This window comes from Pseudarthrobacter oxydans, from assembly GCF_013314975.1.
In the GTDB taxonomy this organism is placed as follows: Bacteria; Actinomycetota; Actinomycetes; order Actinomycetales; family Micrococcaceae; genus Arthrobacter; species Arthrobacter oxydans.
In genome coordinates this window covers 211,222-228,087 of sequence record NZ_JABTYH010000001.1, presented here as the reverse complement: position 1 = coordinate 228,087, position 16,866 = coordinate 211,222, and the positions used below count along the sequence as shown (strand labels likewise).

The 16,866-nt window shown below is 65.8% G+C and carries 13 protein-coding genes; all 13 read left to right on the top strand.

The features are described from left to right. Positions 1–139: 139 nt before the first annotated feature. The 13 genes from HTS88_RS01040 (at position 140) to HTS88_RS00980 (ending at position 16,797) form a co-directional block, all read left to right on the top strand. Positions 140–1,885 (top strand): ABC transporter ATP-binding protein, encoded by a 1,746-nt coding sequence (locus HTS88_RS01040; protein ID WP_174174797.1) that lies wholly within the window; start codon positions 140–142, stop codon positions 1,883–1,885. Continuing rightward, positions 1,882–3,693 (top strand): ABC transporter ATP-binding protein, encoded by a 1,812-nt coding sequence (locus HTS88_RS01035; RefSeq protein ID WP_246255871.1) that lies wholly within the window; start codon positions 1,882–1,884, stop codon positions 3,691–3,693. Before HTS88_RS01040 ends, HTS88_RS01035 begins: the two co-directional genes overlap by 4 nt. Beyond that, the gene (locus HTS88_RS01030; RefSeq protein ID WP_174174594.1) at positions 3,690–4,070 is read left to right on the top strand and encodes a GntR family transcriptional regulator; all 381 of its coding nucleotides are present in this window, start codon (positions 3,690–3,692) and stop codon (positions 4,068–4,070) included. The genes HTS88_RS01035 and HTS88_RS01030 overlap by 4 nt, the downstream gene beginning before the upstream one ends. A gap of 47 nt (positions 4,071–4,117) precedes the next feature. Next, on the top strand, positions 4,118–7,042 hold the full coding sequence (gene uvrA / locus HTS88_RS01025; protein ID WP_174174592.1) for an excinuclease ABC subunit UvrA: 2,925 nt from the start codon (positions 4,118–4,120) through the stop codon (positions 7,040–7,042). Positions 7,043–7,111: 69 nt separating this feature from the next. After that, positions 7,112–7,828, top strand: a complete 717-nt coding sequence (locus HTS88_RS01020; RefSeq protein WP_174174590.1) for an HAD hydrolase-like protein — start codon at positions 7,112–7,114, stop codon at positions 7,826–7,828. Then, positions 7,815–8,483, top strand: coding sequence for a lysophospholipid acyltransferase family protein (locus HTS88_RS01015; RefSeq protein ID WP_174174589.1), 669 nt, complete (start codon positions 7,815–7,817; stop codon positions 8,481–8,483). The genes HTS88_RS01020 and HTS88_RS01015 overlap by 14 nt, the downstream gene beginning before the upstream one ends. A 30-nt stretch (positions 8,484–8,513) precedes the next feature. Then, entirely contained in the window at positions 8,514–10,541 is a 2,028-nt protein-coding gene (gene uvrC / locus HTS88_RS01010) for an excinuclease ABC subunit UvrC (RefSeq protein WP_174174587.1), read from the top strand. A gap of 90 nt (positions 10,542–10,631) precedes the next feature. Beyond that, positions 10,632–11,555 (top strand): RNase adapter RapZ, encoded by a 924-nt coding sequence (gene rapZ, locus HTS88_RS01005; protein WP_104187314.1) that lies wholly within the window; start codon positions 10,632–10,634, stop codon positions 11,553–11,555. Beyond that, complete coding sequence (locus HTS88_RS01000) at positions 11,555–12,571, top strand: gluconeogenesis factor YvcK family protein (protein WP_104187311.1); 1,017 nt, start codon at positions 11,555–11,557, stop codon at positions 12,569–12,571. Before rapZ ends, HTS88_RS01000 begins: the two co-directional genes overlap by 1 nt. Positions 12,572–12,580: 9 nt before the next feature. After that, positions 12,581–13,561 (top strand): DNA-binding protein WhiA, encoded by a 981-nt coding sequence (gene whiA, locus HTS88_RS00995; RefSeq protein ID WP_015937022.1) that lies wholly within the window; start codon positions 12,581–12,583, stop codon positions 13,559–13,561. Positions 13,562–13,660: 99 nt separating this feature from the next. Continuing rightward, complete coding sequence (locus HTS88_RS00990) at positions 13,661–14,287, top strand: superoxide dismutase (protein WP_066280635.1); 627 nt, start codon at positions 13,661–13,663, stop codon at positions 14,285–14,287. 262 nt (positions 14,288–14,549) lie between these two features. Further along, on the top strand, positions 14,550–15,560 hold the full coding sequence (gene gap, locus HTS88_RS00985) for a type I glyceraldehyde-3-phosphate dehydrogenase (RefSeq protein ID WP_104187307.1): 1,011 nt from the start codon (positions 14,550–14,552) through the stop codon (positions 15,558–15,560). A 10-nt stretch (positions 15,561–15,570) separates the two neighbouring features. After that, positions 15,571–16,797: a phosphoglycerate kinase gene (locus tag HTS88_RS00980; RefSeq protein ID WP_174174585.1), complete on the top strand. Its 1,227-nt coding sequence runs from the start codon at positions 15,571–15,573 to the stop codon at positions 16,795–16,797. Positions 16,798–16,866 lie beyond the last annotated feature (69 nt).

The following is a 16,866-nucleotide window of genomic DNA, read 5'->3' as shown; positions in this document are numbered from 1 at the left end:
CGACAATGCAGTCACGTGGTGTGACAACAGTGGAAAGTGATCTGGCTTACAATAACGGGGTGGCTGATGGGGGAGAGGCTACCGCCGGCTGCCCCCTCGGCTGACTGACCTGAGTGGAGGTACGTTGCTGATCGGACTGATGAGGCGGCTGCTCGGGGCCCACAAAGGCCCTGTGGTTGCCATCGTTGTTCTCCAGTTGGTCCAGACGGCCGCCACGCTGATGCTGCCTACGGTCAACGCCGCGATCATCGACGACGGGATCGTGGCCGGCAACAATGCGGTCATCACCGGCCTGGGCACCGTCATGGCGGCCGTGGCCGTCGTCCAGGCAGCGGCTGCCATAGCGGCCGGCTACCTGGCGGCCGTGGTGGCAATGAGGATCGGGCACCAGCTTCGGGCCGAAATTTTTACCAAGATCCAGTCACTGTCCTCGCAGGAAGTGGCAGCCTTCGGCACCCAGAGCCTTACCACCCGGGCCACCAATGACACCCAGCAGATCCAGGCCTTCTCCGTGCTGGTGTTCACCATGCTGGTAGCGGGACCGGCAATGGGCCTGGGCGGCATCGTCCTTGCCCTCCAGCAGGACGTGGCACTGTCTGCGGTGGTGATCGTCATCGTGCCGGTGCTCCTGCTGATCATGTACCTCATCGTGCGGCGCCTCATTCCCCTCTACCGCGAGGGCCAGGACCTCCTGGACCGCGCCGGCGGCATCCTCCGCGAACAGATCATGGGAGCCAATGTCATCCGTGCCTTCGTCCGCCAGGACCACGAGGTCCGGCGCTTCGCGCGGACCAACAGCAGCCTGACGGCCAACAATCTCCAGTCAGCCCTCCTGGTGGCAGGAATGCTGCCGCTGATCATGCTCGTGGTGAACATTTCTTCCGTGGCCGTTGTGTGGCTGGGCGGCCACCGGATCCAGGCGGGCCTGATGAACATCGGGGCGCTGGCCGCCTTCATCGCCTATATCCTGCAAATCCTGCTGGCCATCATGATGGCGATGTACGTCCTGATGACGGCGCCGCGGGCAGCAGTCTGCGCGGAGCGTATCGGAGCGGTCCTCACCACTGAACCGTCGGTACGCGATCCGCAGGATACCGGAGCCGGGCCACGGACGGCGGGCAGCGGCTTCCTGCAGGACGCCAAGGGTGTTGTGAAGTTCAATCGGGTGGGTTTTTCCTATCCCGGCGCGGAAGAGCCAGTCCTGGCGGAGATCACCTTCACTGCCGGGCCGGGAACCACCACGGCCATCGTGGGCTCTACAGGCAGTGGTAAGTCCACACTGCTCAACCTGATTCCCCGGTTCCTCGATTCCACGGCCGGGACCATCAGCCTGGATGGTGTGGACATCAAGGACCTGCCGCTGGACACCCTGCGCGCAGCCATGTCGATCGTCCCCCAGCACTCCCACCTGTTTTCGGGCACCATTGCCGACAACCTCCGGATGGCAGCGCCGGATGCCACGGATGAAGAGTTATGGGATGCCCTTGAGGCAGCGCAGACCATGCGGTTCATGCGTGAGCTGCCGCTGGGGCTTGCCACGCCCGTGGGCCAGGGCGGAACGAATCTTTCCGGCGGCCAGCGCCAGCGGCTGTGCATCACGAGGGCCCTTCTCCGCAAGAGTCCGCTCTACCTGTTCGACGACAGCTTTTCGGCCCTGGACTACGACACCGACACCAGGCTGCGGCAGGCGCTGGCAGCCCGGCTCACTGACGCCACGGTGATTGTGGTCGCGGAACGGATCTCCGCCGTCGAGAACGCGGACCTTATTTTGGTCCTCGACGGCGGACGGCTGGTGGCGCAGGGTACGCACCTGGAGCTGCTGGAAACTTCGTCAACCTACCGGGAGATTGCAGACTCGCAGCTGGCGCTGGACGGACCGGCATGACGCCGCCGGCTGCAGCTCCCGGAGCGGCTGAAAAGTTCTGGCCTACGGCCGGACGGCTCCTGGGCCGGCTGCGGCCGTTCAGGCGTTTCATGCTCGGCGCCGTGGCGGCCACGTGCGCCTTCGCGGGACTCAACGTGGCGGCGCCGAAATACCTGGGCGACGCCACGGACGTGGTGGTGGAAGGGGTGTTCCAGGGAGCTTTGGACCACGGGCGGCTTGGCTTCCTGCTGGCCGGCGTTTCCCTGATGTATGTCCTTGCTTCACTGTTCAACTGGATCCAGGGCGCGCTGACGGCCCGTTCCGTCCAGGGGCTCATGTACGGCCTGCGGGCTGCGCTGGAGGACAAGCTGCACCGGCTGCCGTCCGCCTATTTCCGGGAACGGTCCCGGGGCGACGTCCTGAGCCGTGCCACGAACGACATCGACAATATTGCCCAGGCCATGAACCAGCTCCTGACGCAGTTGATCATGTCCGTCCTGATGCTGTGCGGGTCCCTGGCCATGATGCTCTGGATCTCGCCCCTGCTCGCAGCGATCGCCATTGCCACCGTGCCGCTGTCCACCCTGATCACCGTTCTCGTGGCCCGCCGTTCGCAGGCACACTTCGCAGGGCAGTGGACGGAGACCGGCGAGCTGAATGCGCACGTAGAGGAGTTTGTCTCAGGACACGAGGTCATCAAGGCCTTCGGGCACCAGGCCCAGGCCGCAGAGACTTTCAGCCGGAGCAATGACAGGCTTGCGCGCGCAGCCACGAAAGCCCAGTACTCGGCCGGTATGGTGCAGCCCCTGATGGTGCTGATCTCCAACCTCAACTACATCGCCGTGGCCGTGGTGGGTGCCCTCCAGGTCATCGCCGGCGCCATGACCATCGGCGGGATCCAGGCTTTCATCCAGTTCAGCAGGCTTTTCACCCAGCCAGTGGGACAGATCGGCGGCATGCTGAACCTTATCCAGTCCTGCGTGGCCTCCGCCGCGCGCGTTTTTGCCCTCCTTGATACGGAGGAGGATCCTCCGGAACCCGCGGAGGCCAAAGCGGTACCGCCGGGCGGACGCATCGAGTTCAATGACGTCACCTTCGGCTATCCGGAATCTGCCCCGGCAGTACACAACCTCTCCTTTTCCGTGGAGCCCGGCCAGACGGTGGCCATCGTGGGGCACACGGGGGCGGGCAAGACCACAGTGGTGAACCTCCTGATGCGGTTCTACGAGCCCGGCTCCGGCCGAATAACCATGGGGGGGACGGACATTGCCGCCATGTCCCGGGACCGGCTCCGGGAGCAGTTCGGGGTAGTGCTGCAGGATGCATGGCTCTTCGCCGGCACCATCCGGGAAAACATTGCCTACGGCCGGCCGGGGGCAACGGAGAGCTGCATTACCGCGGCGGCGGAGGCCAGTTACGTGGACAGGTTCGTGAGGGCGTTGCCCTGCGGTTACGACACAGTCCTGGAAAACGGTGGTGAACCCCTGAGCCAGGGCCAGCGGCAACTGCTCACCATCGCCCGCGCGCAACTGGCCGGCAGGGCGGTCCTGATCCTGGACGAAGCCACGAGTTCTGTTGACTCCAGGACCGAGCTCCTGATCCGCCAGGCCATGCAGCGCCTGCGGCAGGGCAGGACCAGCTTCGTCATAGCCCACCGTTTGTCCACCATCCGCAACGCTGATCTAATTCTGGTCATGGACCATGGACGCATCGTTGAGCAGGGCACGCACCACAGCCTCCTGGCTGCCAACAGCTACTACGCCCGGCTGCACAACGCCCAGTTCTCCGCCGGCACGGGCCGGACTGGCGCTCTCGAGGCGGGCATATGACGCCGGCAGCCGGCTTTCCCGGAACGTGGAGGCCCAACACCGCCAGCACTGTGGCGTTGTACGAGCAGCTCCGGCTGCACGTCATCCACCTGGCCGACAACGGATCCCTCCCTCCCGGAACCAGGCTGCCCGCGGTCCGCGCCCTGGCCGAGGTCCTGGACGTTGCGCCGCACACGGTGGCCCGGGCCTATAAGGAGCTCGAGGCGGCCGGAATCGTGGCGACCCGCGGCCGGAACGGCACGGTGGTGTGTGCACGTGATGAACGTCTCGGCGGGCTCTCCGCCGCGGCCGCAGCCTACGCCGCCGCCGCCAAGGCGCAGGGCGCCACGTTCGCCGAGGCCGTGAAGCTGCTGGCCGCGGCCTACGATGTTCCCTGAGGGCGGAACCGTGCAAGTTCGAAGAAGTTTTCGATTAGCATTATGGGGTGCCTAAAGCCGTAGCTGAAGAAACCTCCGCCCCCTCCACTGCATTAACTGTCCCCCCTGCGGCTGCCCCGCAGCGCCCGGACCTCTCCCGCCTTGTGGTGAAGGGCGCCCGCGAGCACAACCTCCGCAACGTGGACCTCGATCTGCCCCGGGATGCCATGATCGTCTTCACCGGGCTCTCCGGATCCGGGAAATCCTCCCTTGCCTTTGACACCATCTTCGCGGAGGGCCAGCGGCGCTACGTCGAATCGCTGTCCGCCTACGCCCGCCAGTTCCTGGGCCAGGTGGACAAGCCCGACGTCGATTTCATCGAGGGGTTGTCGCCGGCAGTTTCCATCGACCAGAAGTCCACCAGCAAGAACCCCCGCTCCACGGTGGGCACCATCACCGAAATCTACGACTACATGCGCCTGCTCTGGGCCCGTGTTGGCCGTCCCCACTGCCCCGTGTGCGGCGAGCCTGTGGCCAAGCAGACGCCCCAGCAGATCGTGGACCAGCTGCTGGAGCTTGACGAGGGCACCCGCTTCCAAGTGCTTGCTCCCGTGGTGCGCGGGCGCAAAGGCGAGTTTGTCGATCTTTTCAAGGAACTGACTGCCAAGGGCTACTCCCGCGCACGGGTGGACGGAAACCTGGTGCAGCTGAGCGATCCGCCCAAGCTCGGCAAGCAGTTCAAGCACACCATCGAGGTGGTCGTGGACCGCCTGGTGGTCAAGGAAGGCATCAGCCAGCGGCTCACGGACTCCATCGAGACGGCTCTGGGCCTGGCCGAGGGCCGCGTCCTGGCAGAGTTCGTGGACCTTGAGGCAGACGATCCCGGCCGGCTGCGGGCTTTCTCCGAAAACCTGGCCTGCCCCAACGAACACCCCCTTGCCATCGACGAGATTGAGCCCCGCTCCTTCTCGTTCAACAACCCCTTCGGCGCCTGCGCGGCCTGCAGCGGCATCGGCACAAAGCTGGAAGTGGACGAGGAACTGATCGTTCCCAACCCGGAACTCTCCCTGGGCGAGGGCGCCATCGCACCGTGGTCGCTGGGCACGGCCACCACGGAGTACTGGAACAGGCTGCTGGAGGGCCTGGCCAAGGAGCTCGGCTTCTCCATGGACACCCCGTGGGAGAAACTGGGCAAGGACGTCCGCCAGACCGTCCTGCACGGCAAGGACCACAAAGTGGTGGTGCAGTACCGGAACCGCTTTGGCCGGGAACGCAAATACAGCACCGGGTTCGAAGGCGCCATCCAGTACGTCCACCGCAAGCACGGCGAGACGGACTCGGACTGGGCCCGCGACCGCTACGAAGAGTACATGCGCCAGGTTCCCTGCCCCGCCTGCAACGGTGCCCGGCTCAACCCGGCGTCGTTGTCCGTGCTGATCAACGGCAAGTCGATTGCCGACGTCGCCGCCCTTCCCATGCGCGACTGCGCCGACTTCCTGAACAACCTGGTGCTGACCGGCCGCGAAGCGCAGATCGCCCACCAGGTGCTCAAGGAGATCCAGGCGCGCCTGACGTTCCTGCTGGATGTTGGCCTTGAATACCTGAACCTGGAACGTCCGTCCGCGACGCTTTCCGGCGGCGAGGCGCAGCGCATCCGCCTGGCGACCCAGATAGGTTCCGGCCTGGTGGGAGTCCTCTATGTGCTGGATGAGCCGTCCATCGGCCTGCACCAGCGGGACAACCGTCGGCTGATTGACACCCTCACCCGTCTGCGGGACATGGGAAACACGCTGATCGTCGTTGAACACGACGAAGACACCATCCATGTTGCCGACTGGATTGTGGACATCGGGCCCGGTGCGGGGGAGCACGGCGGCCAGGTGGTCCACTCCGGCTCCTATAAGGAGCTGCTGGACAACACTGCGTCGCTGACCGGAGACTACCTGTCCGGCCGCAAATCGATCGAAGTCCCCAAAAAGCGCCGCAAGTACGACAAGAAGCGGGAGCTGAAGGTTGTGGGGGCGCGGGAGAACAACCTCGTGAATGTGGACGCTGCCTTCCCGCTGGGCCTCTTCACTGCCGTTACCGGGGTGAGCGGCTCGGGCAAGTCCACCCTGGTCAACGAAATCCTGTACAAGGTCCTGGCCAACAAGCTCAACGGCGCCAAGCAGGTGGCTGGCCGGCACAAGACTGTCCAGGGCCTGGAACACCTGGACAAGGTTGTCCATGTGGACCAGAGCCCCATCGGCCGCACCCCGCGCTCCAACCCCGCCACGTACACGGGCGTCTTCGACAACATCCGGAAGCTCTTTGCCGAAACCACCGAAGCCAAGGTGCGCGGCTACCTTCCCGGCAGGTTCTCGTTCAACGTCAAGGGTGGCCGCTGCGAGGCCTGCTCCGGTGACGGCACCCTGAAAATCGAAATGAACTTCCTGCCGGATGTCTACGTCCCGTGCGAGGTATGCCATGGCGCACGCTACAACCGGGAAACCCTTGAGGTGCATTACAAGGGCAAGACCATCGCGGACGTCCTGAACATGCCCATCGAGGAGGGGGCGGAGTTCTTCGCTGCCTTCTCGCCGATCGCACGGCACCTCAACACGCTGGTGGACGTGGGGCTGGGCTACGTCCGGCTGGGCCAGCCCGCCACCACGCTCTCCGGCGGCGAGGCCCAGCGCGTCAAGCTGGCCGCGGAGCTGCAGAAGCGGTCCAACGGACGCAGTGTGTACGTCCTGGACGAGCCCACCACCGGGCTCCACTTCGAGGACATCCGCAAGCTGCTGATGGTCCTCCAGGGGCTGGTGGACAAGGGCAACACCGTGATCACCATCGAACACAACCTGGACGTCATCAAAAGCGCGGACTGGATCGTGGACCTGGGCCCTGACGGCGGTTCCGGCGGCGGCCAGGTGGTTGCGTCGGGAACACCGGAGCAGGTTGCCAAGTCCACCACCAGCCACACTGCTGCTTTCCTGGCCGAAATCCTGGAGTAGGACCGCACAAGTATTCCGTTCCGCGTATGCGAGTTTCAGGCATGAGTGCTGTCGTGAGAAACTAACCCGGTGACTCAAACAACAGTGCCCGTGATCTTTGACCTGGACGGCACTCTTGTCGATCCGGCTGGTGGGATAACAGACGGAATTGCCTCGGCGCTGCGTGCCGTGGGCCTGCCGGTTCCCGGCCAGGACCTGCTCCACTCGATGATCGGGCCGAAGCTCAGTGATGCCCTGCTGAACGTGGCACAGGTGCCGGCGGACCTCCTGGATGACGTCATCCGTCTCTACCGCGAGTACTACGTTGCCACCGGAATCGCTCAGAGCCGCATCTACCCGGGCGTCCGCGAAGTCCTGGAAGCCTTCGCCGCAGCCGGGCTGCCGGTGGCTGTTGCCACCCAGAAACCGCAGCGCCTGGCCCGCACGGTACTGGAGCACCATGGCGTGGACGGGCTTTTCCACGGCATCCACGGTTCCGCGGATGACGAGAGCGCCGTGCAGGGGATCCCCCTGGGCAAGACCGACATCATCGCCGCCGCACTCAGGGACCTGGACACTCAGCATGCCGTCATGGTGGGGGACCGGGCGCAGGACGTTTCCGGTGCCATCGCCAACGGCCTGGACTGCATCGGGGTGGCATGGGGATTCGCCCCGGACGGCGAACTGGAAGAGGCAGGTGCCGTGGCCATCGTGGAAACTGCGGAAGGCCTCGCGGAACTGATCGGACGGATGCAGGCTGTCCACGCGGCTGCCATGAGCGGGGTGACCAACGATGGCAATGTTTGATGCCGTACGCTGGACCACCCGCAGCCTGATCTCAGGCACCTGCCGGCCCACCGTCGTCGGACTTGAAAACGTCCCAACCGACGGGCCGTTCATCGTGGCCCCCAACCACCTTTCATTCTTCGACAGCGTCATTGTCCAGGCATTGATGCCCCGGCCCGTCGCGTTCTTCGCCAAAGCCGAATACTTCACCACCGGCGGCGTCAAGGGCAAGGTCATGAAAGCCTTCTTCGAGTCCGTCGGCTCCATCCCCGTGGAACGTGGCGAACAGGCAGCCAGCGTGCAGGCGCTCAAGACGCTGCTGGACATCCTGGAATCCGGCAAGGGCATCGGCATCTACCCCGAAGGCACGCGCTCCCGGGACGGCATCCTCTACCGCGGCCGCACCGGCGTGGGCTGGCTTGCCCTGACCACCGGCGCGCCGGTCATCCCCGTTGGCCTGATCGGAACCGAGAACCTCCAGCGCGCGGGTGAAAGCGGCGTGCGGCCCCAGCACTTCACCATGAAGGTGGGGGAGCCGCTGTACTTCGATAAGACCGGCCCCGACCATTCGCTGCCGGCCCGCCGCGAAGTGACGGACCGCATCATGGACGCAATCGCCGAGCTCAGCGGCCAGGAACGGTCCACCAGCTACAACCAGAGCAAGACCGTGGAATAAGTCCTGCCGGCGCCTCAGTAGACTGTATAGGTGGCAAATCCAGCAAGTTACAGGCCGAAGACGGGTGAAATTCCCACCAACCCCGGGGTGTACCGGTTCCGCGACCAGCACGGCCGGGTCATCTACGTGGGAAAGGCGAAAAGCCTGCGCTCCCGCCTGAACTCCTATTTCGCCAACCCCGCCGGGCTGCTGCCCAAGACCTACGCCATGGTCCACGCGGCCAGCAGCGTCGAATGGACTGTGGTGGGCAGCGAGCTAGAGTCGCTGCAGCTGGAATACACCTGGATCAAGGAATTCAAGCCGCGCTTCAACGTCGTCTTCCGGGACGACAAAACCTACCCCTACCTGGCCGTGACCCTGAACGAGAAGTATCCGCGCGTCCAGGTGATGCGCGGCGACAAGCGAAAGGGCACCCGCTACTTCGGCCCCTACACGGCCGGTGCCATCCGCGAGACCATGGACACCCTGCTCCGCGTCTTTCCGGTGCGGAGCTGCAGCGCCGGGGTGTTCAAGCGCGCGGAAGCCAGCGGCCGGCCGTGCCTCCTGGGCTACATCGACAAGTGTTCAGCCCCCTGCGTGGGCCGGATTTCCCCGCCGGACCACCGTGCCCTGGCCGAGGATTTCTGCGCGTTCATGGGCGGGGAGGCCAAACGCTTCATCGTCAAGCTGGAAAAGCAGATGGCCGAAGCCGTGGCCGAGCTTGACTACGAGCGCGCCGCCCGGGTCCGCGATGACATCAGCGCCCTGCGCAAGGTCTTTGAGCGCAACGCCGTTGTCCTCGCAGACGAGACGGACGCCGATATCTTCGCCCTGCACGAGGACGAACTCGAAGCCGCCGTCCAGGTGTTCCACGTCCGCGGCGGCCGGATCCGCGGCCAGCGGGGCTGGGTGGTTGAAAAGGTGGAGGATTCCACCACCCCGGACCTTGTGGAGCATCTGCTGCAGCAGGTTTACGGTGAAGACGGCGACAGCCATGGGAGGCTGCCCCGGGAGGTCCTGGTTCCCGTCACCCCAAGCAACGCCGACGAGCTGGCGCAGTGGCTCAGCGGACTCCGGGGTGCAAAGGTTGACATCCGCGTGCCCCAGCGGGGGGACAAGGCAACCCTGCTGTCCACGGTCAGGGAGAACGCCGAACACGCCCTGAAACTCCACAAGACACGGCGCGCCGGGGACCTGACCGTGAGGTCCCAGGCACTCCAGGAGCTGCAGGAGGCGCTTGACCTTCCAGTCCCGCTCCTGCGGATCGAATGCTTCGACGTCTCGCACGTGCAGGGCACCAACGTGGTGGCCTCCATGGTGGTGGTGGAAGACGGACTGCCCAAGAAATCCGACTACCGGAAGTTCTCGGTCACCGGACCCGCCGCAGCGGACGATACCGCGGCCATGCACGATGTGCTGACGCGCCGGTTCCGCCACTACCTCCAGGACAAGTCGGCGCAGGTGGATGAGGCCGCCCTGTCCGCTGACGGGCCGGACCTGGAGCAGGACCTGGAGCAGGAACCCGCACAGGGACAGGACAGCTCGCTGGACACCACCACGCCGGCGCCGCGGGCAAAGTTCGCCTATCCGCCCAACCTGGTGGTGGTGGACGGCGGCAAGCCGCAGGTCAACGCTGCAGCCCGCGCCCTCGCGGACCTGGGCATCGAGGACGTCTATGTGGTGGGCCTTGCCAAGCGCCTGGAGGAAGTATGGCTGCCGGACAGTGACTTCCCGGTGATCCTGCCCAGGACATCGCAGGGGCTGTACCTGCTGCAGCGGATCCGGGACGAGGCGCACCGGTTCGCCATCTCCTTCCACCGGCAAAAGCGGGGGAAAGCGATGACCGTTTCCGCCCTGGACGGGGTGCCTGGCCTTGGCGCGTCCAAGCGCAAGGCACTGCTGGCCCACTTCGGTTCGGTCAAGGGCGTCAAGGCCGCCTCGGCCGCGGAGCTGTCGCAGGCGAAAGGCATCGGGCCGGCCCTGGCCAGCGCGATCGTCAACCACTTCGCCCCGGACGGTGCCGGAGCGGCTCCGGTGCCGGCCATCAATATGACCACCGGCGAAGTGATCGAAACTTAGCGGACTTCGAAGAAACTTGGCTAGGGTAAAGAACGGGGTTTCCGCCAACGCGGCAGCCTGCGGGACAACAACAGAAACGGGGCGGACTTAATGGCAGACACGACGGCGGAATCCGGAGCCGGGGAGGACGGGCTGCAGCCCGTCAAGCCCCTCGAAGCGGAGCTGCTGGTAGTCACCGGAATGTCCGGCGCCGGGCGGAGCACCGCCGCTGACGCCCTCGAGGACCACGGCTGGTACGTCGTGGAAAACCTGCCGCCGCAGATGCTGGGGACCCTGGCGGAGCTGGTGTCCCACGCCCCGCAGTCCATTCCGCGGCTCGCAGTGGTCATCGACGTCCGCAGCAAGGGCCTGTTCGCGGATATCCGCGCAGCGCTGGGAGCCCTGGCCGCCAGCGGTGTCACCTTCCGCGTGCTCTTTCTCGACGCCAGCGACAACGTCCTGGTCCGAAGGTTCGAACAGGGCCGCCGGCCGCACCCGCTGCAGGGCGGCGGCCGGATCCTGGACGGAATCGCTGCGGAACGTGAGCTGCTGCAGGAACTCCGCGACAGCTCCGACGTCGTGCTGGATACGTCCGGCTACAACGTGCACGGCCTCGCCACGGCCATCACCGAACTGTTCAGCGAAACCGGTCCCGTAGCCCTGCGCCTGAACGTCATGAGCTTCGGCTTCAAGTACGGCCTGCCCGTGGACGCCAACTATGTGGCCGACGTCAGGTTCATCCCCAACCCGCACTGGGTGCCCCAACTGCGCCCGCACACCGGCCTGGACAAGGACGTCAGCGACTACGTGCTTGAGGCCGAGGGCGTCAAGAACTTCGTGGACCGCTACGTCATGGCACTTGAGCCTGTCCTGGACGGCTACCGCCGCGAGAACAAGCACTACGCCACCATCGCGGTGGGCTGCACGGGCGGCAAGCACCGCTCGGTGGCGGTCGCCGTCGAGCTTTCCAAGAAGCTGGCGCAGTACCCAAGAGTCACGGTGACCACCACCCACCGGGATCTGGGTCGGGAGTAATGTCGCTCTTCACCGGCGCCCTGCCGCTGGTCCCGCCCGCGGGGTCCGCAGCGGGCCAGCATGACAAGGGGCCCAACGTTGTTGCCTTGGGCGGCGGCCACGGCCTGTCCGCCTCACTCTCCGCCCTGCGCCTGCTCACCTCCGACCTGACGGCCGTGGTGACAGTAGCGGACGACGGCGGATCCTCCGGGCGCCTGCGCGAAGAGTACGGCGTCCTTCCGCCGGGCGACCTGCGGATGGCGCTGTCCGCGCTATGCGACGACACCGACTGGGGACGCACCTGGCGGGACGTTATGCAGCACCGCTTCCGTCCCGGCAGGGGCCCGGGCGGATCCCTGGACGAACATGCCATGGGAAACCTCCTCATTGTGACCCTCTGGGAGCTGCTGGGCGACGCCGTCGCCGGGCTCAGGTGGGCAGGCGCGCTGCTGGGGGCACGCGGCCAGGTCCTGCCCATGTCCACCGTGCCGCTCACCATCGAGGGGGATGTGCGCGTCAACGCCCCGGACGGCGGCACCGCCCTCCAGACCATCCGGGGGCAGGCCCGCTGTGCCGTGGCAGGATCCCTGGAGCAGGTGCGGCTCCTGCCCGAGGCAGCCCCGGCCTGCGTCGAAGCCCTCACGGCCATCGAGCTCGCGGACTGGGTGATCCTGGGCCCCGGCTCCTGGTACACCTCCGTGCTCCCGCACCTCCTCCTGCCCGAGATGCGCCAGGCACTGTGCCAGACACCTGCCAAGCGCTGCCTGACCATGAACCTGGCCACGGACACGAAGGAAACAACGGGCATGACCGCCGCCGACCACCTGGACGTGCTGCGGCGCTACGCCCCCGGGTTCAGCGTGGACGTGGTCCTTGCCGATCCCGCCTCCGTCCCGGACCGGCAGGAGTTCGAGAAAGCCGCCGCGATGATCGGCGCCGAGGTGGTCTTGGGTAAAGTAGGGGCGTCGGGCCGCCGTCCCGTCCACGACCCCTTGCGTCTGGCGACGGCGTACCAGGACATTTTTGGGAACAGTTAGGAAGGTGCCATGGCACTGACAGCATCGGTCAAAGAAGAACTGTCCCGTCTGGACATCAAAAAGTCATCAGTGCGCAAGGCCGAGGTTTCCGCCATGCTCCGTTTTGCGGGCGGGCTGCACATCATCTCCGGCCGCATCGTCATCGAGGCGGAAGTGGACCTCGCCTCCACGGCGCGGCGCCTGCGGGCAGCCATCGCCGAAGTCTACGGACACCAGAGCGAAATCATCGTGGTCTCCGCCGGGGGACTGCGCCGGGCCAGCCGCTACGTGGTCCGGGTGGTCCGCGACGGCGAGGCGCTGGCCCGCCAGACAGGCCTCCTCGACGGCCGCGGACGCCCCGTGCGCGGGCTGCCGTCCGCCGTCGTCAACGGTTCCGCCGCGGACGCCGAAGCCGTCTGGCGCGGCGCCTTCCTGGCGCACGGTTCGCTGACGGAACCCGGGCGCTCTTCCTCCCTTGAGGTCACCTGCCCGGGGCCGGAGTCCGCACTGGCGCTCGTGGGCGCTGCACGCCGGCTGGATATCCAGGCGAAGGCCCGCGAAGTCCGCGGTGTGGACCGGGTGGTCATCCGCGACGGCGACACCATCGCCGCCCTCCTTACCCGGATGGGCGCCCATGATGCGCTGATGGTGTGGGAGGAACGGCGGATGCGCAAGGAGGTCCGGGCCACCGCCAACCGCCTGGCCAACTTCGACGACGCCAACCTGCGCCGCTCCGCCCAGGCGGCCGTGGCGGCGGGAGCCCGCGTGGACAGGGCCCTTGAGATCCTCGGCGACGACGTTCCGGACCACCTGAAGTACGCCGGCGAACTCCGGGTGGCGCACAAGCAGGCCAGCCTGGATGAGCTGGGACGGCTCGCGGACCCGGTCATGACCAAAGACGCCATTGCCGGCCGGATCCGCCGGCTGCTGGCCATGGCCGACAAGCGTGCCCTCGACCTCGGCATCCCGGGGACGGACGCCAATGTGACGCCTGAAATGCTGGATGAGTGACAGCCCCATAGAATCAAAAAGATTCCGGGCGCCAGCCGCCCGGATGCATAATCCGAGAGTTACCAACCGGACCGAATGTCCACGATATTGGAGGATTTTGTGACCGAGTACGTATTGCCCGAACTCAGCTACGACTACGCCGCCCTGGAGCCGCATATTTCCGCGCGGATCATGGAGCTGCACCACAGCAAGCACCACGCAGCCTACGTGGCCGGCGCCAACAACGCCCTGGCCCAGCTGGCGGAAGCCCGGGAGAAGGGCGACTTCGCCAACATCAACCGGCTCTCCAAGGACCTCGCCTTCCACACCGGCGGGCACGTGAACCACTCGGTGTTCTGGAACAACCTTTCCCCGGACGGCGGCGACAAGCCCGAGGGTGAACTCGCAGCGGCCATCGATGACGCGTTCGGCTCCTTCGACGCCTTCCGTGCCCAGTTCTCCGCGGCGGCACTGGGCCTGCAGGGCTCCGGCTGGGGCTTCCTCGCCTACGAGCCCATCGGCGGCAACCTGGTCATCGAGCAGCTCTACGACCAGCAGGGCAACGTTGCGCTCGGCACCACCCCGCTGCTGATGCTGGACATGTGGGAGCACGCCTTCTACCTGGACTACGTCAACGTGAAGGCGGACTACGTCAAGGCGTTCTGGAACATCGTCAACTGGGCCGACGTCGCAAAGCGCTTCGAGGCTGCCCGCACCAGCGCCACGGGTCTCATCACGCTTCCGTAGTGAGGTGCACCTCACCACGGTGTAACAAACTTCACAATCCGGACATATAAAGGCCGGGATGTGGACGGTCCGCCCCCGCACTTGCGGGGGCGGACCCAGTTAAACGTAAGATAGGTCACGGAAGGCGGTTAGCCTTCAGCAATGAGGCTGGTCGCCCTCCGTATGTAAATCATCTCTGCCCAATGGCGTGCGGGATCTGTTAGTTGGCTTGATAGCCCGCTCAACTAGTTGTGCTTCTGAAAGCACCAAGGAGACTGAACAAGTGACGACCCGTATTGGTATCAACGGCTTTGGCCGTATTGGCCGCAACTACTTCCGCGCAGCACTCGCACAGGGCGCGGACCTGGAGATCGTTGCAGTCAACGACCTCACCAGCCCCGAAGCACTCGCACACCTCTTCAAGTACGACTCCGTCGGCGGCCGCCTGAAGGAAACCATCGAGGTCAAAGACGGCAACATCGTCGTCAACGGCACCGTCGTCAAGGTCCTCGCCGAGCGTGACCCCGCCAACCTTCCGTGGGGCGAGCTGGGCGTGGACATCGTGATCGAATCCACCGGCTTCTTCACCAAGGCCGCCGACGCCCAGAAGCACATCGATGCCGGCGCCAAGAAGGTCCTGATTTCCGCTCCTGCCTCGGACGAGGACATCACCATCGTGATGGGCGTGAACCACAACCTGTATGACAACGCCACGCACCACATCATCTCCAACGCTTCCTGCACCACCAACTGCCTCGGCCCGCTGGCCAAGGTGGTCAACGACGAGTTCGGCATCGAGCGCGGCCTCATGACCACGGTCCACGCCTACACCGCCGACCAGAACCTGCAGGACGGCCCGCACAAGGACCTGCGCCGCGCCCGCGCCGCCGCCATCAACATGGTGCCCACGTCCACCGGTGCCGCCAAGGCCATCGGCCTGGTGCTGCCCGAACTCAAGGGCAAGCTGGACGGCTACGCCATCCGCGTTCCCGTGCCCACCGGCTCCGCCACCGACCTGACGGTCACGGTCTCCCGCGAGACCACCGTGGAGGAAGTCAACGCCGCCCTCAAGCGCGCTGCCGAGTCCGAGGAACTGCAGGGTTTCCTGACCTACACCGACGAGCCCATCGTTTCCAGCGACATCGTCGGCGACCCGGCTTCGTCCATCTTCGACTCCGGCCTGACCAAGGTGATCGGCAACCAGGTCAAGGTTGTTTCCTGGTATGACAACGAATGGGGCTACTCCAACCGCCTCGTCGACCTCACGGAGCTTGTCGCAGCCAAGCTGGGCTAGGGTTAGACACATGACATCAAACACCCTCAACGAACTCATCGCTGAAGGTGTCCGCGGGCGGTACATTCTGGTTCGAAGTGACCTGAATGTGCCGCTCGACGGCTCTACAGTCACTGACGACGGCCGCATCAAGGCCTCACTGCCAGTGCTGTCAAAGCTCACGGACGCCGGTGCCCGCGTGCTGGTAACAGCCCACCTCGGACGCCCCAAGGGCGCCCCCGAGGAGAAATACTCCCTTCGGCCCGCAGTAAGCCGCCTGGCTGACCTGGCCGGCTTCAAAGTCACCCTCGCCGCCGACACCGTCGGCAGCGCCGCCAGAGAGGCCGCAGCGTCCCTGCAGGACGGCGAGGTCCTTGTCCTCGAGAACGTCCGGTTCGATCCCCGCGAAACCAGCAAGGACGACGCCGAGCGCGGCGCCTTCGCTGACGAACTGGTGGCCCTGACCGGTGAAAACGGCGCCTACGTGGACGACGCCTTCGGAGCCGTGCACCGCAAGCACGCCAGCGTGTACGACGTCGCCACCCGGCTTCCGTCCTACCTCGGCGACCTTGTGCACACCGAGGTGGAAGTCCTGCGGAAGCTCACCACGGACACCCAGCGCCCCTACGTGGTGGTGCTCGGCGGCTCCAAGGTCTCGGACAAGCTGGCCGTCATCGACAACCTGCTGGGCAAGGCTGACACCATCCTGGTGGGCGGCGGAATGCTCTTCACGTTCCTCGCCGCAGCAGGGCACAAAGTGGCTTCCAGCCTGCTCGAGGAGGACCAGATTCCCGTGGTCCAGGATTACCTCAAGCGGGCAGCGGACGCCGGCACGGAGTTCGTCGTGCCCACGGACGTCGTGGTGGCGGAGAAATTCGCCGCAGACGCCGCCCACGAGACCGTCCCTGCGGACAACATCGAGGGCAGCAGTTTCGGTGCCCAGGGCATCGGACTGGACATTGGACCGGACTCGGCGGCAGCATTCGCCGAGCGGATCAAGGGAGCTAGGACGGTGTTCTGGAACGGCCCGATGGGTGTCTTCGAGTTCGAAGCCTTCTCCGCCGGCACCCGCGCCATCGCCCAGGCCCTCACCGAAACCGAAGCGTTCACCGTGGTCGGCGGCGGAGACTCTGCCGCTGCGGTCCGCACGCTCGGGTTCGCCGACGACCAGTTCGGCCATATATCCACCGGCGGCGGTGCCAGCCTGGAATACCTCGAAGGCAAGGAACTGCCGGGGCTCAGCGTCCTGGACCGGTAGGGCCTGCCCGGTGGTTCCCTCCGGCAGCAGTACCTGACCCTTCAGTCCCTCCGGCCGGCAGGTTGCCCA